General features: G+C 37.6%; 18 protein-coding genes. 7 read left to right on the top strand and 11 right to left on the bottom strand.

Annotated elements, in window-relative coordinates:
* Window positions 1-44: 44 nt before the first annotated feature.
* The gene (recQ, locus tag ACSVH6_RS09450) at window positions 45-2,240 is read right to left on the bottom strand and encodes a DNA helicase RecQ (protein WP_438077820.1); all 2,196 of its coding nucleotides are present in this window, start codon (window positions 2,238-2,240) and stop codon (window positions 45-47) included.
* An 88-nt stretch (window positions 2,241-2,328) separates the two neighbouring features.
* On the opposite strand from recQ, the gene ACSVH6_RS09455 reads away from it, so the two are divergent.
* The 5 genes from ACSVH6_RS09455 (at window position 2,329) to ACSVH6_RS09475 (ending at window position 5,514) form a co-directional block, all read left to right on the top strand.
* Window positions 2,329-3,294: a KpsF/GutQ family sugar-phosphate isomerase gene (locus ACSVH6_RS09455; protein WP_438077821.1), complete on the top strand. Its 966-nt coding sequence runs from the start codon at window positions 2,329-2,331 to the stop codon at window positions 3,292-3,294.
* On the top strand, window positions 3,294-4,124 hold the full coding sequence (gene tatC, locus ACSVH6_RS09460; protein ID WP_438077823.1) for a twin-arginine translocase subunit TatC: 831 nt from the start codon (window positions 3,294-3,296) through the stop codon (window positions 4,122-4,124). Before ACSVH6_RS09455 ends, tatC begins: the two co-directional genes overlap by 1 nt.
* On the top strand, window positions 4,108-4,455 hold the full coding sequence (locus ACSVH6_RS09465; protein ID WP_438077825.1) for a carboxymuconolactone decarboxylase family protein: 348 nt from the start codon (window positions 4,108-4,110) through the stop codon (window positions 4,453-4,455). Before tatC ends, ACSVH6_RS09465 begins: the two co-directional genes overlap by 17 nt.
* Before the next feature lie 83 nt (window positions 4,456-4,538).
* Window positions 4,539-5,279 carry an LPS export ABC transporter ATP-binding protein gene (lptB, locus tag ACSVH6_RS09470; protein ID WP_438077827.1) on the top strand — a complete coding sequence of 247 codons (741 nt, stop codon included), beginning with the start codon at window positions 4,539-4,541 and terminating at the stop codon, window positions 5,277-5,279.
* A 4-nt stretch (window positions 5,280-5,283) separates the two neighbouring features.
* Entirely contained in the window at window positions 5,284-5,514 is a 231-nt protein-coding gene (locus ACSVH6_RS09475; RefSeq protein ID WP_438077829.1) for a DUF5808 domain-containing protein, read from the top strand.
* Window positions 5,515-5,526: 12 nt separating this feature from the next.
* Here ACSVH6_RS09475 and ACSVH6_RS09480 read toward each other — a convergent pair whose 3' ends face one another.
* Window positions 5,527-6,243 carry a CDP-alcohol phosphatidyltransferase family protein gene (locus ACSVH6_RS09480; protein WP_438077830.1) on the bottom strand — a complete coding sequence of 239 codons (717 nt, stop codon included), beginning with the start codon at window positions 6,241-6,243 and terminating at the stop codon, window positions 5,527-5,529.
* Between the two features lie 191 nt (window positions 6,244-6,434).
* On the opposite strand from ACSVH6_RS09480, the gene ACSVH6_RS09485 reads away from it, so the two are divergent.
* Both ACSVH6_RS09485 and ACSVH6_RS09490 read left to right on the top strand, forming a co-directional pair.
* On the top strand, window positions 6,435-7,421 hold the full coding sequence (locus ACSVH6_RS09485) for a PorV/PorQ family protein (RefSeq protein WP_438078019.1): 987 nt from the start codon (window positions 6,435-6,437) through the stop codon (window positions 7,419-7,421).
* Window positions 7,422-7,436: 15 nt separating this feature from the next.
* Window positions 7,437-8,576 (top strand): lipoprotein N-acyltransferase Lnb domain-containing protein, encoded by a 1,140-nt coding sequence (locus tag ACSVH6_RS09490; protein ID WP_438077832.1) that lies wholly within the window; start codon window positions 7,437-7,439, stop codon window positions 8,574-8,576.
* Here the strand turns inward: ACSVH6_RS09490 and ACSVH6_RS09495 are convergent.
* From ACSVH6_RS09495 to ACSVH6_RS09535, 9 genes are all read right to left on the bottom strand, one after another.
* Complete coding sequence (locus ACSVH6_RS09495) at window positions 8,556-9,947, bottom strand: exopolysaccharide biosynthesis polyprenyl glycosylphosphotransferase (RefSeq protein ID WP_438077834.1); 1,392 nt, start codon at window positions 9,945-9,947, stop codon at window positions 8,556-8,558. The genes ACSVH6_RS09490 and ACSVH6_RS09495 overlap by 21 nt on opposite strands.
* Window positions 9,948-10,043: 96 nt before the next feature.
* Window positions 10,044-11,378: an O-antigen ligase family protein gene (locus ACSVH6_RS09500; protein WP_438077837.1), complete on the bottom strand. Its 1,335-nt coding sequence runs from the start codon at window positions 11,376-11,378 to the stop codon at window positions 10,044-10,046.
* Complete coding sequence (locus ACSVH6_RS09505; RefSeq protein WP_438077839.1) at window positions 11,368-12,450, bottom strand: glycosyltransferase; 1,083 nt, start codon at window positions 12,448-12,450, stop codon at window positions 11,368-11,370. The genes ACSVH6_RS09500 and ACSVH6_RS09505 overlap by 11 nt, the downstream gene beginning before the upstream one ends.
* Complete coding sequence (locus ACSVH6_RS09510) at window positions 12,447-13,565, bottom strand: glycosyltransferase (protein ID WP_438077841.1); 1,119 nt, start codon at window positions 13,563-13,565, stop codon at window positions 12,447-12,449. Before ACSVH6_RS09510 ends, ACSVH6_RS09505 begins: the two co-directional genes overlap by 4 nt.
* A gap of 9 nt (window positions 13,566-13,574) precedes the next feature.
* Window positions 13,575-14,510 (bottom strand): hypothetical protein, encoded by a 936-nt coding sequence (locus tag ACSVH6_RS09515; protein ID WP_438077842.1) that lies wholly within the window; start codon window positions 14,508-14,510, stop codon window positions 13,575-13,577.
* Window positions 14,511-14,592: 82 nt separating this feature from the next.
* Window positions 14,593-15,591 carry a glycosyltransferase family 2 protein gene (locus tag ACSVH6_RS09520; RefSeq protein ID WP_438077844.1) on the bottom strand — a complete coding sequence of 333 codons (999 nt, stop codon included), beginning with the start codon at window positions 15,589-15,591 and terminating at the stop codon, window positions 14,593-14,595.
* A gap of 2 nt (window positions 15,592-15,593) precedes the next feature.
* Window positions 15,594-17,135, bottom strand: coding sequence for a glycosyltransferase family 2 protein (locus ACSVH6_RS09525; RefSeq protein ID WP_438077846.1), 1,542 nt, complete (start codon window positions 17,133-17,135; stop codon window positions 15,594-15,596).
* Between the two features lie 4 nt (window positions 17,136-17,139).
* Window positions 17,140-18,291 (bottom strand): glycosyltransferase family 4 protein, encoded by a 1,152-nt coding sequence (locus tag ACSVH6_RS09530; RefSeq protein ID WP_438077848.1) that lies wholly within the window; start codon window positions 18,289-18,291, stop codon window positions 17,140-17,142.
* 47 nt (window positions 18,292-18,338) lie between these two features.
* On the bottom strand, window positions 18,339-19,232 hold the full coding sequence (locus ACSVH6_RS09535) for a hypothetical protein (protein WP_438077850.1): 894 nt from the start codon (window positions 19,230-19,232) through the stop codon (window positions 18,339-18,341).

Genomic DNA, 19,232 nt, shown 5'->3' on the forward strand with positions numbered 1-19,232 from the left:
TGCCTTCATAAAAGCAGCCGATTTTTATTTGGAAACCTCTTAGTTTAGTTTGCCACCTCACTAATAAACTTTATTCGCATTAAACGAAGTTCTTCAATGTCGTAATCTCCATCGAACTCTTTAAGTGCTTCTTCAATTTTATCCGTTTCAGAGTCCATGAAATAATCATGGATTTCTTCCTGTTGTTCTTCGTCTAAGATTTCGTTTATCCAATAATCTATATTGAGCTTGGTACCGGAATAAACTATTTGTTCCATTTCCTTAAGTAAATTATCCATTGTAAAGCCCTTGGCTTTGGCTATATCTTCAAGAGACAACTTCCGATCAATGTTTTGAATGATGTACAATTTATTCGAAGAATTGGCTCCGGTAGACTTCACTACCAAATCATCCGGACGAATGATATCATTGTCTTCCACATATCTGGCAATCAAATCAACAAATTCTTTTCCGTATTTCTTGGCTTTGCCTTCTCCTACTCCATGAACATTACTCAATTCATCAATAGTAATCGGATATTTCAAGGCCATATCTTCTAAGGAAGGATCCTGAAACACCACAAATGGTGGTACACCTAATTTCTTTGCCACTTTTTTACGTAAATCACGCAACATCGTCATCAAAGCCTCATCAGCAGTGCCCGAGGATTTGGCAGCTGTTACCAGAGCTTCCTCTTCACTTTCACTGTATTCATGGTCTTCAGACATCATAAAAGAAGTCGGATTTTTGATAAACTCATGACCGCGTTCCGAGACTTTTAAAATCCCATATGTTTCAATGTCTTTATGGAGCAAACCATCAACCAATACTTGTCGAATCAATGCCATCCAATACCGCTCATCAAAAGAAGCACCACAACCAAAAAATGTTTGTGTATCAGTTCGATGCGCTTTGATGGTGGCATTTACTCTGCCTATTAAAGTAAATACTATTTCTTTGGATTTGTACAAATGCTTGGTATCGCGAACCACTTCTAACAACATTTTTACCTGATCTTTGGCTTCGACTTTGGTTTTCGGATTGCGAACATTGTCGTCCATATCAGCACCTTCACCGGTTTCACTGTCAAACTCCTCACCGAAATAATGCAATAAAAATTTACGTCTTGACATGGATGTTTCAGCATAAGCCACTACTTCCTGAAGTAAAGCAAAACCAATTTCCTGCTCAGCCACCGGTTTTCCCGACATGAATTTCTCTAATTTTTCAACATCTTTATAGGAGTAATAAGCCAAACAATGTCCTTCTCCTCCATCCCGACCTGCACGACCGGTTTCCTGATAGTAACTTTCAAGTGATTTCGGAATATCATGGTGGATCACAAAACGAACATCCGGCTTGTCAATTCCCATTCCGAATGCAATCGTAGCCACCACCACCTCAACATCTTCCATCAAAAACATATCCTGATGCTTGGCACGTGTTTTAGCATCTAATCCCGCATGATAAGGCACAGCACTGATACCATTTACCTGCAACACTTCGGCAATTTCCTCTACTTTTTTTCTGCTCAAGCAGTAGATGATCCCTGATTTTCCTTTATGTTGTTTGATAAAGCGAATAATATCCGCTTCTATATTTTTGGTTTTGGTACGTACTTCATAAAATAAATTCGGACGGTTGAACGAAGCTTTGAAAGTCGTCGCATCAGACATGTCCAAATTCTTCAAAATATCTTCCTGCACTTTTGGCGTAGCCGTAGCCGTTAAACCAATCACGGGCACATCTCCCAATTGTTTGATAATGCTTCTGAGATTTCGATATTCCGGACGGAAATCATGACCCCATTCTGATATACAATGCGCCTCATCAATGGCAACAAAAGATATAGGCACACTTTGCAGAAACTCTACATATTCTTCTTTAGTCAGTGACTCAGGTGCTACATACAATAATTTGGTAATTCCGGATGTGATGTCTTTTTTAACCTGATTGATTTCGGTTTTGGTTAGTGAGGAGTTTAATACGTGGGCAATCCCATTTTCAGAAGACAAACTCCGAATGGCATCAACCTGATTTTTCATTAAAGCAATAAGTGGAGAAACAACTATGGCTGTTCCGTTTTGTATTAGAGCAGGCAACTGGTAACAAAGTGATTTCCCACCGCCAGTCGGCATAATAACAAAAGTATTATGATGGGTAATAATACTTTTTATGACTTGTTCTTGTAATCCTTTAAATTGGTTGAAACCAAAATACTTTTTTAATGCTGCGTGTATGTCAATTTCGTTTGAATTCATTCTTGGGTAATGTGGTATTTTTACATAAATTTGCAAACATAAAGATACGACTTTCTTTTACACACACAAATTTTATATTATTACAATTTTGATAAATAAAGACACCATTTTGGCTTCGGCCAAAAGCACCATTTTAGCTGAAAGTGAATCCATTGCGAAACTTGTAGATTTTTTAGACCACAACTTTGCAGAAGCGGTTGAATTCATCTACAAGGCTAGTGGTCGCCTAGTGGTCACAGGGATTGGTAAAAGCGCCATCATTGCTCAAAAAATTGTAGCGACCTTAAATTCAACAGGAACACCCTCTCTTTTCCTACACGCGTCTGAAGCCATTCACGGCGATTTAGGGATGGTACAGCCCGGCGATGTGGTCATTTGCATTTCGAAAAGCGGTAACAGTCCTGAAATTAAGGTTTTAGTCCCATTATTAAAACGTTTCGGAAACAAGTTGATTGCCATTACCGGCAACACTACTTCCTTTTTAGGAAAAGAAGCTGATGTCACCATAAACACTTATGTAGAAAAAGAAGCTTGCCCCAATAACCTGGCACCCACCAACAGTACCACAGCACAATTGGTTATTGGTGATGCAATTGCTGTTTGTTTGATGGAAATGAGAAATTTCACAGCAGAAGATTTTGCCAAATACCACCCAGGCGGAGCGTTGGGAAAAAAACTATTGCTGCGCGTTGGAGATATGCTTGACGGAACCCACAAACCTGTCGTTACTCCCGATTCAAACATCAAAACAGTGATTGTTGAGATTTCTGAAAAACGTTTGGGCGTAACCGCTGTGGTTGAAAACGACAAAATTATCGGGATTATTACCGATGGTGACATTCGAAGAATGCTGAATAAAACCGATTCCATTTCTGGTTTGACGGCTGCTGACATCATGACTAAAAATCCTAAAACCATAAAATCTACTGATTTGGTCAGCGATGCACTCAACCTGTTGGAAGATTTTTCGATTACGCAATTGGTTGTTGCAGACAATGGAGATTATAAAGGTGTTTTACATTTGCATGACATTTTAAAAGAAGGTATCGTATAATGGCAAAAAAAACAAAAAAGCCTACGGGCGAAATGTCGTTCCTTGATCATTTAGAAGAATTAAGATGGGTCTTAGTAAGAAGCTCTGCCGCTGTGGTCATCATGGCAACTATTACCTATTTCTTTGCCGATTATATTTTTGACACGCTGATTTTCGGACCAACCGATCCTAGTTTTATCACCTATCGTTTCTTTTGTGAAGCCTCTCACTATTTAGGTTTTGCCGATAGTATTTGTATTACCGAACTGCCGTTCATCATTCAAAATACAGAAATGGAAGGACAGGTAAACATATTTGTATGGACCTGTATCACTGCCGGGTTCATTTTGGCATTCCCTTATATTCTTTGGCAGTTTTGGCAATTTATCAGTCCCGCTCTGTATGAAAAAGAACGAAAAAATGCTAAAGTATTTATTACCGTAGCCTCATTGCTTTTCTTCTTAGGGGTATTGTTCGGCTATTTTGTAATTGTACCGATGTCAGTCAACTTCTTGGCCACATTCTCCATCAGTAGTGTCGTAAAAAATCAGTTCAATATTGATTCTTATATAGGTATGGTAAAAACCGCCGTAATTGCCAGTGGACTTTATTTTGAATTGCCTATCATCTTGTATTTCCTCACCAAATTGGGATTGGTAACCCCAACCTTCCTTAGAACCTATAGAAAATACGCCATCGTTATCGTATTAGTGATTGCCGCTATTGTAACGCCGCCCGATGTGGTAAGCCAAATTACCGTAGCCATCCCCATGTTATTAATTTACGAAGTGAGTATCTGGATATCCGCTATCGTTGTCCGAAATAAAAAACGAAATGAGCAAGCTGGTTGAAGAATTTAACGAATATCGTTCCAAGATGAACGAAAAGTTATTGGCTGACAATAACAAAATTGTAAAACGCATTTTTAATTTGGATACCAATGCGTACTCCGAAGGAGCTTTGGATGTCAAAACCAAAGAGTTATTGGGTTTGGTTGCTTCCACTGTTTTACGTTGTGACGACTGCGTCAAATATCATTTGGAAACCTGTTACAAAGAAGGCATTACCAAAGAAGAAATGATGGAAGCCATGGGTATAGCCACTTTGGTAGGTGGCACTATCGTAATTCCGCATTTGAGAAGAGCTTATGAATTTTGGGAAGCCTTAGAAGAAAATAAATAATTGTTAAATGGTGAATTTGATGATTGGTTTATTCGTTAATTTGTTGAATAACCAAATAGTCGAACAACCGAATAACCAACAGAATGAAATTAAGAGCTGAAAATTTAGTCAAAACCTATAAAGGGCGAAGTGTCGTAAAAGGCATATCCGTGGAAGTAAACCAAGGAGAAATCGTGGGGCTTTTAGGACCGAATGGTGCCGGAAAGACAACTTCCTTTTACATGATTGTAGGCTTGGTAAAACCCAATGCAGGGAAGATTTACCTCGATGATACTGACATCACCGAATTTCCCATGTATAAGCGTGCGCAACACGGAATAGGATATTTGGCACAGGAAGCTTCTGTTTTCCGAAAACTGAGCATCGAAGACAACATCTTAAGTGTTTTACAGTTGACTAAATTATCCAAAGCAGAACAGATTGCCAAAATGGAAAGTCTGATTGCAGAATTCAGCTTGGAACACATCCGAACCAATCGCGGTGATTTACTCTCGGGTGGAGAACGCCGTAGAACTGAGATTGCTCGTGCTTTAGCTACTGACCCAAAATTCATTTTATTGGATGAACCCTTTGCCGGAGTTGACCCGGTGGCAGTTGAAGATATCCAACGAATAGTAGCGCAATTAAAAAATAAAAACATCGGCATCCTTATCACCGATCACAACGTTCAGGAAACATTAGCCATTACTGATAAAACCTACTTAATGTTTGAAGGTGGCATTCTGAAAGCCGGAATTCCTGAGGAATTGGCCGAAGACGCCATGGTACGAAAAGTGTATCTCGGACAAAACTTTGAACTTCGTAAAAAGAAACTGGAATTTTAAACGCATGGAAAATCCAAGCAAAGAAACCCTACAGCGTTGGCATGATGATGACTCAAACTGGAAACTTCGCGGACTTTTTTATTATAACAAAAAAGACCAAAGAGTTTTTATAGAAAAAAGAAATCCGGACTTTGGCGTAACCCTTAATTTTGCAAATCCGAAAGCCTATTTATCTTTACTTTTGGCTACCTTATTTTTCGGATTTGTAATTTACATGATTACAAAGAATCAATAAAAAGTCTCTGCTCTAGGAAACTTTTTTGCTCAGTACATTATTGATTACTGACAATAAAACATAGAGTAAAATAATCAGCGGAACCGCCAAAAATTGCAGCGTTACAATTAAAACTACCGAAAGCCCTAAAAAGAAAAGTTGCAATTTGTATTTGTCAAAACTGAAATTTTTTATTTTCAATGAAAACAGCGGAATTTCAGCGTTCATCACATAAGCACTTAGAAGCGTTAATCCCAACAGTACCCATTGGTTTAACAACATATCGGCAATAAAGGTATCCTGACCATATACAATAACCAAGGGTAAACTGGTCACAAACAACGCATTAGCCGGAGTTGGCAATCCTATAAAAGAATCCGATTGGCGTGTGTCGATATTGAATTTCGCCAAACGATAACAAGCTCCAAGCGTGATTACAAATCCCAAATAGGGAAGATATCCTTCAATGGGCGCATGTTCATAATGACCCGACAATAAATACACCATCACATATCCGGGTACTACACCACTGGTTACTATATCGGCCAATGAATCGAGTTGTACGCCTAATGGCCCAGCAACACCAAACTTTCGGGCAAAAAAGCCATCAAAAAAATCAAAGAAAATCCCCAGACAAACAAAGTAAAAAGCCAAATCAAATCTAAAATCAGCTACCATCACCACAGCTACACAGCCACAAAACAAATTAAGCATTGTAAACAAATTGGGAATCTGCGCTTTTATTTTCATTAGACTTGGTTTTTATGTAAGTTTTGCAAATTTAATACAATAAGTTGCAGACTTCTGCGTTTTATATTCAAGATTTTTAATTGATATTTGTAAAAAGAAAAATTGCCTTGAAAAATACAATTGCTATTCTCCTGCTTTTCACCGGACTATACACTCATGCTCAGACCGTTAGAAAATACTCCAACGAATTCATGAATATTGGAGTGGATGCCGCAGCCTTAGGAATGTCAAATGCCGTTACCGCATTTACAGGCGATGTAAATTCGGGCTATTGGAACCCGGCAGGCTTACTCCAAATTGAAGACAGTGAGGCCGCTTTGATGCACGCCAGTTATTTTGCCAATATTGCTCAATATGATTATGCCGGTTACGCCAAAAAGATAGATGATCGCAGTGCTTGGGGTTTTTCCATTATTCGATTTGGAGTAGATGACATCTTAAACACCACTCAATTAATTGACTCACAAGGAAATATTGATTACAATCGCATCAGCCTCTTCTCTACCGCCGATTATGGCTTGACTTTTTCCTATGCCCGACGTCCGACACTAATAGAAGGTTTACGTTATGGGGTAAATGCCAAAGTGATTCGACGTGTGATTGGTAAATTTGCCAATTCCTGGGGCTTTGGTTTTGATTTTGGTTTGCAATATGAAAAAGACGATTGGCATTACGGTTTAATGTTGCGTGATATTACCACTACTTACAACGTGTGGGCTATTGATGAAGACAAGTACAACGAAATTAAAGATGCCGTAGCCGGTCAAAACCAAGAACCGCCTGAAAGCACCGAGATTACAATGCCAAAAGCACAGTTGGGTATTGCTAAAAAATTCGAATTTCATTATGACTATACGTTATTGGCGGCTGTCAATTTGAATATGCAGTTTACCAGAACCAATGATGTGATTGCTTCAGATGCCGTAAGTATCGACCCGGCCTTGGGACTCGAATTCGGGTATACCGATTTGGTATTTCTCAGAGCGGGCGTGGGAAATTTTCAGAATGTAGAACAAATTGACGGTAGCAAAAAAGTAAATTTCCAACCCAACATCGGTTTGGGATTCAAGTATAAAGGCATACAGGTAGATTATGCTTTAACCGACTTAGGCGATCAAAGTGCCGCGCTCTATTCCAATATCTTTTCAGTAAAAGTCGACTTGAGTATTTTTAGATAAATCAAATAGAACTTTATGTTTAAAAACAAAATCTTTTTACTGTTTCTATGGGTATTGCTCTTGAGTAACAGTTTGATTTTCGGACAAATGTCCTTAGGCAAAAACGCTGAAGTAAGTATCCTTACCTGTGGCGAAGGGAATGAACTCTATTCGCTTTTTGGCCACACCGCCATTCGGATTAAAGATGATATCAATGCCCTGGATGTTGTTTATAATTATGGTACATTCGATTTCAGTACAGAAAACTTTTATCTAAAATTCGTCAAGGGGGACTTGCGTTATTTTGTTACGGCCACTACCTACAATGATTTTTTCAATGAATATGTATTGGAAAACCGTTCTATTTATGAGCAAAAAATCAACCTGACCGATTTGCAAAAACAGCAGCTTTTTGAAAGACTTAACCACAGTTTAGAATCCGAGGAAAAGTATTATACCTATAAATTTATCGACCGTAACTGTACCAATATGGTGGTTGATAAAGTCAATCAAACATTGGGACAAAACTGTATTGTAAAAACAACCGAAAAGGATTTAAGTTACCGACAAATTCTGTATCCCTATCTCAGAAATCATTTTATAGAGAACTTGGGTATCATGATTATTTTTGGTAAAAAAGTGGATGATAATGGGGAAAAATTGTTCCTCCCCAATCAATTCATGGAGAGTCTGAAAACAACTAAACTCTATGGAAAACCCGTGTCCGAAGCGCCAAAACTAATTTTAAAAGCAGAAGCTCAAAGTCAAACCACTTCGCTTTGGAACAATTTTTATGCATTCACACTCGTATTCCTTCTGATAGTCTTAACTCGTAAAACCTGGATTTATCTTACCTTATTTGCCATTTTCGGACTGTTGGGTACATTCTTATCTTTAGTGGGGTGGTATTCTTATCATGCCGAAGTAGCTTGGAACTACAATACACTACTTTTCAACCCATTGTTGTTGGCGTTAATATACTGTTATTGGCAACAAAACTTTGTTTGGGTGAAGCGATTCACTCAAATCGGTATAGTAATGTTGATGGCATTGGTGGTAATTTTACTTGACAAACCCAATTTAGTCATGTTTCTACCCATGATTTTGAGCATGTTACTGATGTTGTTTTACTTCCTCAGAAAAAGTAACAGAGCCTTACTGCCCACGGTAAAATAAGACGGTACTAAAGGTTTTAAAAATGATATTAAAATCGAGGAAAAGATTTCGGTGTTTGATATAATACAAATCGTATTGCAGTTTGATTAGGCTGTCTTCAATAGTCGCTCCGTAGGAGTAATTGACCTGCGCCCAACCTGTCAGCCCTGGTTTGATAACATGACGGGTTTCATAAAACGGCATAACTTCAGCAATTTCATTAACAAAAACCGGACGTTCCGGACGAGGCCCGATAACGGCCATATCACCTTTCAATATATTGTAAAATTGGGGAAACTCATCAATTCTTGATTTTCGGAGGATTTTGCCAAAAGGAGTCACCCTGGAATCATTTGTAGTGGCAAAAACCGCACCTGCCTTTTCGGCATTTTTAATCATTGTTCGAAATTTGACAATATTAAAAACCTTTCCGTTCTTCCCAACTCTTTCCTGTGTGTAAAATAACTTCCCTTTATTTCCCATCAGGTTTCCAGCAAACACCAATGGAACCAAAACAAGTCCGATAGCCAACCCAACCAGCGAAAGGATTACTTCTAAAAAGCGTACAACAATGAGATACAAATGATTTTGATTGCTTCGGCTAAAAGGAAAATAACGGTAAAAGTCGCGGGAAACATACTGTACTGGAATGCGCTGGGTAATATTCTCGTACACTTGGGTATATTCTCTGATAATGAAACCACTTTCGAGTAAATGAATCAACTGATTGTATAAATTCACAGTAATTCCATCTGTTTTTTGAGAAGCGATTACTACTTCTGAAATCGAATTTTCTTTGACAAATTTCTCCAAATCATCTACTGCAATGTTCTTGACTTTTACAAATGAAATTTTGCTTTCATCTGAGCTGTCTGAATTGACATAGCCCAAAACCCGATAATGCGGATCAACACTTTCCAATCCGTTTACCAATTCTTTTACCTGCTCTTTATCGCAAATCAGAATTACTTTTTTCAAAAAACGATTGGAAGCAAAAAAGCGAACATAAATAATCCTCCAGGTAAACAGCGCTACAAAAACAGCCAGAAAGAAAATTAAAATCTGAAGCCTGTTAGGCAGAATAGGTGTAAAAACCGGGGTCAACAAATAGAGTAATACTGTTGTTGATGAAGTGAGAATGATACTTTTAATGACTTGAAACTGATTACTGGCCACCTGCAGATTGTACATTTCAAATACAGAACCAATAAAATTTAGATACAGTCCTAAAACTATTGTCCAGTAAAAATTACTGGTCGAAATAATGAAGTAATTAAACCTGAAAATGATACCGACGAGGTACAGAAAAAACAATACAAAAACCACATCAAAAATCCGCAAAAGAACTTTTCTTTCGGAAATTTCAAAGTGGATATCCTTGTATTTATTCATATCAGGTCAAAAGCAATTATTTGGAACCGCAAGTTAGTAAATAATACGCATCCTGAAATGAAATTGTTGATTTTCATAATTTGCTAAAAGAAGTCATTATTTTAGTGAATCTCTGTCAAAAGTCACTTTTAACAACGATAGAGAATAAACAAAAGCCGGAGCAGCAATCCTCATCGCCGCGTGGTTGATAGTGAGCAACCAAAAAAGTAAAAAACAAAACATGTAAACGTGTTGTTTGTTATCGAGGTATAAAAAAAGTGGTGTGAAAAAGACTATCATCAGCGCCATGATTCCTAATGCGCCATGTTCCGCAATAGTTCTTGATATTTCGTTGTGTGACGTAACGATAGCTCCTGTTTGTTCGTATCGTATCTCCAATCCCTTTGCAACACCAATGCCCAAAATAGGATGGTCCAGAAAAGAATTAATTTCGTTTTCCAAAATCTCTTCCCTTCCGGTAAACTTACTCTCTTTTGCCCTTCCCAAAGCATCCTGATTTGCGTATCGTTTATCAATAAGACCACCGGTTTGCATGGAAGTATAAATCCATACAAAACAAAAAACGATAGACATGAATACAAAAAGTAAGTTGAGTTTATAACGCCCTTTAGCACTTGAATTGGTATATAAGAAAAACAACAAGAGCACAATCATCACAAAACCGGTAATCATTCCTCCTCTGGAGAATGTTACCAACCCACGATAACTGATATTAAAAGCTATAATAACGTTTAAAATAAATATGAGTTTGCTTTTGGATGAAAAAATCAGTCTGGAGAAGAAAATGAACATCCCGATACCTAAAACGGTAGCTACCTGATTAGGCCCGAATCCACCTGAAGTTTCTCCGTTTGACCCGGTTCCTGTTAAAATATCTTTTAGCTCTGGAGTGTATAAAATTAAATAAACAGTTGTTGATATAATTGGCAATCCCAAGGCCAGTAAGATATTATTAACCTGCTGAAAAGAAATCTTTCTGTTGTAGCAATAAATCGAAGCGATACCCAAACAAACCGGTCCTGAAATATTAAACGCTATGGAAGTTCGTAAATCTGATTGTAAATTTAAGGTTTCTGTTGCCACAAAAACACCGGGGATTAGCAGCAGCATGTAAACCCAAAACGGTACTGAATTTTTGGAAAAACCACTGTAAAACATTCCTATGGTTAAAAAAAGCATAACACCATATTTGGAAAACTCATAGAGTATGACCCCTCCGGTCATCCTCAAAAACACCTCACTACCAACGATATAAGCAGAAACCAACAAAACATCATTGTTTCTATTTCTTGTTTTTAACACATAATATACGGACAGCAGCAAGATTAGATAACCATACATACCGGAGATTGAAGGCACAAGATAAACCAACACGCCAATCAAAGCATGAAGTACAACTAACAAAATATAATGATTGTCCTTAATTTCCATTATCGTTTTTTAACCAATTTAAATATTGTGTAATGACCCCTTCCTCCGAATTACTTTTGGCTACTGTTGCATACAAAGCTTCACCCAATTTATTGCTCATCGCTTTGTCTTCTATTAATTTCATCAAAAAATCGGCAAAAATTACTGCATTTCCTGCACTAACTAAAAAACCATTGCTGCCATGCACTATAATCGAAGGGATTTCCCCAACATCTGTTGCTACAACCGGTTTTTTCAATAAACCATATTCAATTAAAGCCACCGGTAATCCTTCGGAATCCGAAGTTAAAATGGCTATTTCACATTGGTTTATGATATGAACCGTATCATTTTTAGAGCCATATACAAAAACTGTAGTCTCTAAATTCTTTTCAGCTATAGCATTTTTCAATTGATCTGAATAGGTATCATTAAAATCTTTGCCCACCAAGTGAAATGTCCATTCCGGAAATTGTTTCTTAATTTTTACAGCGACCTCCAGCAACAAAAAGTGATTTTTCTGCGGGCGTAAATTTGCCAGACACAAAATCCGTTTCCCTTCCAATCCTTGCAAATGGGTTTCCGCTTTTTCGAAGACTTTTACACTGGTAAAATTAGGCAAATAAATTACCTTTTTGCAATTCAGCTTTTGTTTTGACCAGCTTTCAAGCTCCGAATTTACGGCTATGATTCCATGAAAAAACCAAGAGGTCATCTTTAAAGCGATAGTTTGTCTGAGGGTAATTAAAGCCAGAATACCATTGTGATCATGCCAAATCAGTTGTATTTTGGGATACATCAACTTGGTTAGAAACGCAATAAAATAAGAGCTGCTATGTGCTTGCAACACCTCTACCTGATGGGTTTTACAGTATTTCTTCAACCGAAGGGCAGCTCCTAAATCGAATGCTCTTTTTTTGGCCAAATACAAATAGTCTACTTTCTCACTGAGCTGCCCCTTTAAATCACCTTCCAGTCTTGTAGCAATCAAACCCGAGAACTCTATTTTATCCGCCAAGGCATTGGCATAATTTACAGCCATTTTTTCAGCACCTCCAATTTCAAGTGAATCAATTATCTGAACTATTCTCATGACTGCAAAAGCATTTTAATTTCACTCTCGAACAAATCCAAAGTATATTTTCTTGACCAATCCACCCCGTTAACTACTTTTCTTTGATATAAGGCGCCATCTTCTAAAAGCTTTTCAATTTGTTCAACATCTTGGGCTATGTCAAGGGCCAAAAGTAAACCTCTTTCTCCATTATCCAACATAGTAGGCACACAGGAAACTTTTGTAGCTATGGGCAAACATCCCCAAAACATCCCTTCTGCCACTACTTTAGGCCAGCCTTCGCTTAAGGAAGGCAAAACTACAAAATGATTTTCTAAATAGGCTTTGGTTATAGTTCCCTGATCTTGATTTCCTTTTAAGTGAATGAATGACCCGAGATTTTTATCGGCAATATAGTTTTCGAGTATTGTGCGTTCACTCCCCTCTCCAAAAAGAGTCAGCTGTACCTTTCGTCCTTTGGCCAATAATTGCTCCATCAATTGTATAGCATATAACGGCTGTTTCCCATTAGATAAAGTACCAACAAAAACAAAGGATTGGGTTTCTCCTAATGTTTTCGGAATTACGGGCACTTTATCCTTTTCAGAATAACTGGCCGTAAAAAAAGGTTTTATATTTTTAGTGCTGTTTTCCCATTCTCCATAAACCAAAACCTGCATGTTTTTAGTGAGCAACGTATTACTCAAAATCCATTGTTGCAACTTATAACTCAACGGTTGTGATGATTTGTAATCCCAGTTGCCGGCATATTTTGCTGTTTTTTTCTTTTTAGGAAAAAGAATTTGAATCAAACTCCCCAGTAACCCCATATTTCCGGGACACCGCAAATGAATATGATCGGCATCTTTCATGGCCTTGTAAATCTTCCATGAAATTCCAGGCAAGGCAAAAATGGCTTTAATTTTGGAAGAAATGCCCAGTAAATTAAATTCGGGAACCGGCCTGAAATCTATTCTCCCGTGCTGGTATTCTAATTCAATGGCGGTTTTTTTCTTGTCTTCCAAAGGAGCTACAATAATTACCTCATCAACATATTTTGCCCAAATATTCATCTCCCTAACATAAGGAGCGTAGGCAAAAAAGCGGTTCTGTTCCTGACAATGTGAAACATGGGTAATGATTGTAAATTTCATGGTTACAAATCAATTGGAGTTGTTAACTACGTTGAGTAGTCTTTCTATATAATGGAACGGATGAATATAAGCCTTGCTCCATTTCAAATTGGCATCCGCCATTTCTAAATATTTTTTGTCTTTGAGTAAGGTTTCTATTTTATCCGGCAACTCTTCGTACGCAGACCGACTTGAAAGTTTTAAATAGTTGGTTCCTTCATAAAAATCATCCACGCACACATTCAATGGAGTTGTAATTAAAGCTTTACCATAAAACAAATATTCCCCGATTTTCCATCCCGGGGTATCTTTTAGTCCGTCATCGGCTATACCAATGTCATAATTCTGCAGTTTTTGGAAATAGCTTTTTTTCTTAGTATCTTTAAAATCTAAGACGATATCAGGCGCAAGGCTCAATGACAATTCATCCGGAAATAGCCCTACAGAAGCATTTTCAAAATTCTTTTTAATGATTCGACACGCATTGATTCTGAAATCGTTCTGAAGTCTTCTGCGCTCTTTTTCTTCTGCATCACCGTGTCGGTCTGGATTCCATAATCTTGTATAAAAAATAATTTTCCCTCCGTTATCTTTAACTTCAGCCGGATATTTCCTCACATCCATGGCATTGTGTGAGTTATTGGTAAACCAATCAAAAGCATCCAAGGCCCTAATCACTTCAATCCTACTCGACTTATCCATGATAAGGTTATAGCTCAGCTTGGTTAACAACTGAAACGATTTATAAGCTAACGGTACATTAAAATTCAATGGAAGAACACGGTCGGTTTTATCCTTTGGCAACAAGGATCTTTTAAAATAAAAATCATAGTCGGCCGGATTGTTTATCAGGATAGAATCGTCTGAATAATCAAAAAAAAGCTTTTTATTTTGATAGTGAAGTATAGCTCCATTGTAGTGAACTGTACTATTGAGTACGATATCGCATTTTATTTTTTGCTTCATACAATAGTAGAAGAAAGCATAAATTAATTGACTATTGCTATGATGCCAAAGGGGAATTTCTAATTTCATACGTGCTTAATTGCTACTCTATTCTGGGTTTGTTTACAGACAGACTCAACCATCCTATCAATCTCCCCATTGATTCTGTAAAGGCTTCTTTTCTCTTGTTTGTGGTAAAGATATTGCTAAATCTTATCAAAGTCAACACTAATGTGATTGCATTCCATTTGAGCCTGGCTTTGAATGAAGGGTTTGGGTATTTCAAGCGCCAAACGTACCAGCCGTTTCTAACCACCATCAATCCGTATTTATATTTATTGGGTCTCCCTGCCTGATCGTGAAAATGCGATAATTTTGCTTTGGTAGTAATTACATTTTTTCCGAATTGAAGGGCCTTGATGCTAAAATCGGCATCTTCGTATAAACCATAACCTTCAAAATATTGCGAGAAATTGATGCTGTTGAAAATATGTTTTCTGAATGAGAATGACATGCCAATCAGCAAATCTACTTCATGCGTTCTTCCGTCTAACGGAAACCCACAAGTCCGACCATGTGAGTATTCCGGCATTAAACCGGGGCCTAAATTCGACTGCAAACCCAAACGGTTTCTCAATACATTTCGGGAACCTTCCGGATAAACATATTCACCCAACTCGTAATAGTTGTGTTTGTTATAAATTTTATTTTTTTCTTTTTTACGCCAATTATTTTCATTGATGGCAACTCCGCCTACTCCAACAATTTCAGCATCACCCGCAAACGCATTCATAATTTCCTCAAAATAGTTGGGTTCCAAAACCGTATCATCATCTAAAAAACACACTATTTCAGACGCTTCTGAAACTTTAGAAACCCCAAAATTCCTTTGTTTGGTTAACCCTCTGTGTTGTGCCTCCACCTTATAATAGCATAGGTTTTGAAATGTATTTTGCTGCAACATGTCTTTTGTAGCCTCATTTGTTGAGCCATCAACAATCAGGATTTCATCCGGATAGCGCGTTTGAGTCTTTACAGATTGCAGTAAATCCAACAACGATTTAGGTCGCATATAGGTGCAGACTACCAAGGTAAAATTCATGATTAAGATTGTTTTAGTTCATTAGCCCAAAAAACACTACGGTTCCATTTTTTTTGAAACATTTTGACATACAAAAACGGATTGCGAAAAAAACTCTTGTCCCAATTTTTGAAAAAAAGTGTAGTCTTATAACTCCGTAATTGTTCTTTAGTATCGTATTTTAATTTGTAAAACATTACTGTTGGCGAGGGTTTGGGCTGTATGTCATCGTTTTGCCATTGCAAAATCGGACGGGTCCTGAAACCGCCCATCGGAGCTTTCAAATGTAAAATTTTAGAAGTGGTAATGTATAAAACATCAAACCCTCTGTGACGGAGCTCCATACCAAAGTCATTGTCCTCACCAAAACCGAATTCATAAGCCATATTAAAGGACAGACCTCGAAAACAATCTGACTTGACAAAGGCATGACCTGCACCAAAAAAAGGTGATTGCTTGGGAGGCTGTGGTATAATTTTTTCAGCTGGCAAATGACACGCTACTAATAGGGCTTCATTTCCGGTATCTTGAAAAGCCTGTAATGCTTTTTCCAGCAAATCGCTTTCAAAAACAATATCGTCATCAGCAAAAAAAGTAAATTCGCTTTCCACCAAGGCCAATCCCATATTTCTGGCATTACACGCTCCGGACTGATGGGTAAACTGATGCTTTATGTTAAAAGGCCATGCTTGGTTTTGTAGAAAATCCAATTCCGAGGTACTGCCTTCAAGAGGATTTTGTTCAATAATGATTACATTTTTAGGAAGTTGGGTTTGATTCGTCAAATGATTGAGTACATCATGTAAATAACCCTTTCTGCCTATGGTTGGAATCAATACATCAATTGTACCGCTGGCAACAATTTTTCTGTTCGACTTTAGCGGAATAGCATTCAGTTTTTCCGGATTTAATTTTCTTTTTCGGTAAAACAACGAAATCAGCAAAGGTATTATAGCAAATTGCTTTTCGTAGAGAAACAAATTGAAGAACAATAAAAATACCCAACGGGTCCGATAATGCTGCTTAGTAAATTTAAACAGTTCCGAGAGACTGGCTTTGGGGGTCGGTCCAACAGTATTTTGCTTTAATAATAATGACGGTTCAGAATAACAAAAAATGCCTAATGGTAAAAGTCTCTTGCCGAGTGAATTCAAAAAATAATCAAAATTTTTTTCCGGATTCAAATCCTGCCGACATACATGAATAACCGAAGCATGAACGGCGCCAACCTGACCACTAATCTGCCAAGTAGCATAACTTACTTTTTTATCAATATTGATATAATGCGTATCTTCAATGTAGCCTAAACGGTTGTCAAAGAAATTACAATCAAAAGGGTGATATGAAATCAACAGTTTTTGATGGTGCAATCGCTGTACAACAAAGGGTATATTCAGATTTTCTCTCTCATTCTCATGGCACCATACCAAAACTTCTTCTTTGAATTCGGTAGCTAAATCCAATAAAACCGATACAGCATTCTTTCGCCTTCTGCCCGGGAGCTCACCTTTTTCCGAAGAAATGACGGCTGTAACTTTTGAATTTGCATGATACAAGATAATCATAGTTCTAGTGTTTACTTGTTGTGATTACTTGTTGGTAAAAGGTCAGACTCTGTTGAGCAACAGTTTCAATAGTAAATTTTTCAGCCACTTTTTCTCCTGCTTTTCTACCGAATTGTTTTCTCAACTCAGGGTTTGCGAACAATGTTACTATTTTATCAGCATAAGCCTTGTGATTTGTTGGATGCTCCAAAAAACCATCAACTTTATCATCAATAATTTCTGTGGCCCAACCTATATTGGAGGCAACTATGGCCTTTTGCATTGCCATAGCTTCAATCCAGGAAACCGGCAAAGCTTCAGCAAAAGTAGGGAAAACACAAACCGTTGCTGCAGCAATATAATTTTTAATTTCGTCATACGCCACACTACCAACATAGTCTACATTTTGTAAAGCTGCAGGATGAAACAAAGGTTGCATCATGTCCCAAACTGAGGCATTCCCGGAAATCACATCGTTACTGTCACGACCTACCAAAAACAACCTAGCCTTGGGATTTTGCTTGTAAACTTCGTTAAAAATGAGGGGTAATTCAAGCGACCCTTTTTTTCGGATTAAGGTGCCAAAATATAAAAGGGTGTTTTCCTGAGTGATAACATCAGGAGAACTGAATTTTTCGAGGTCGATACCATTAGGGATTACGGTAACCTCACGGTGCAACCCAAATAAGGAGTTGGTTAAATCAGCTGTGTAACGACTTACTGAAAGGATGGCGTCGGCTTGCTGTAATGCTCTTTTTTCGTGAAATCGATTGATAAACTTCACGGGACGCTGATCCAAATGGCAGAAATAAGTATCCGAACCGTGCAGTTTTACGACTAAAGGACATTTGGGTTTTATGAAGGATGAGATTCCGGTCCAATCGGGGACTTCAACAATATCTACTTTGTCTTCATCAACCAAAGTATTGAGTAATTTTTGTATTTTTTTTTGTGTCAAAATTCTGGAAAGCCCTTTGAATTTAGGGTTTTTTACCAAATAAAAGCCAATCCCATTTTCTACAAAATAGTCATCTTTATCTTGGCCGTAGACCAAGATAACTACTTCATTTCCGGTTTGTGTCATTCCTTTGGACAAATTCAGGATACTGGTACCAATACCTCCCGAACTTTTCATTTTGGGATGAGGAAACTCAGAAGTCAAAAAGGCTATTTTCATGTTTGGGTTTTGAATGATACAACAACTCTTAAAATCAAAAATAGTGTTTATTTTTTAATTCGCAGTCGGTCAAAATCATTGGCAAAAGCCTGTGTGGCTAACTTCCTTCCGCCCTCATTCAGATGTAGTTCATCATAAAACAAATTGGGCTTTGTAATCAAATCACTGTGATTGATTAAGACAAAATTTGCTTGGTTGTTTTTGATACTTACCGAAAAATTAGGAGCCTGATAAATAATCAATTGGGTATGGTTTTTATCACAGAGTTGTTGAATACGTTTTATAAACGGGTTTTTCCATTCTAACGTGGTCATGGTTTTGTTTTTAGATTTTACTTCACCATTATTCGGATACGAATAATTGCCTTTAGCGTCAAACCGGTTGCGCTTTTCCGGATGAACAGCAGCTAAGACAGAAGAATAAAAAACTTCGGTATTGTAGTATCCCACGCCCACAAAAGGCATATAATGCGACCAAGTCAGTGGCTTGAAATAACCGGTTTCCAATTCACTGTAATAATCGAAAACATAAGCCTCGTTTACAAAAGGCAGAAAGCGGTAATCGTTATCACTCAATGTTGGTTTTTCGTTGGCCAAATCCCAATAGTTGACTGCCAGTATACAGTATGCTGCTTTTTTATTTTGATGGTAAAAATGTTCCAACATCAAATAATTGGAATTTATGGAGGTGTCGTCTATAGATAAATTCAATCCGGTGGTTTTTAAAGTACTGTCAATTTGTACTGTATTCAAAGACGTAAGACCGATACTGGAACCTATAATGATGTAGTCGAATTGGTTTTCTTTGACCTCATGCGTCAAAAATTCAGGCTTGTAAAAAGAGGAATTTCTCAGGAAATACAAGCTGCACCAAGCTACTGCATTGAAAAAAAGCAGTAGAGCTAAAGTATAAAGCGCTATTTTGAGTAAAAACTTTTTCAT

Origin of the sequence: Flavobacterium sp. XGLA_31, from assembly GCF_051547105.1 — a bacterium.
Lineage (GTDB): Bacteria > Bacteroidota > Bacteroidia > Flavobacteriales > Flavobacteriaceae > Flavobacterium.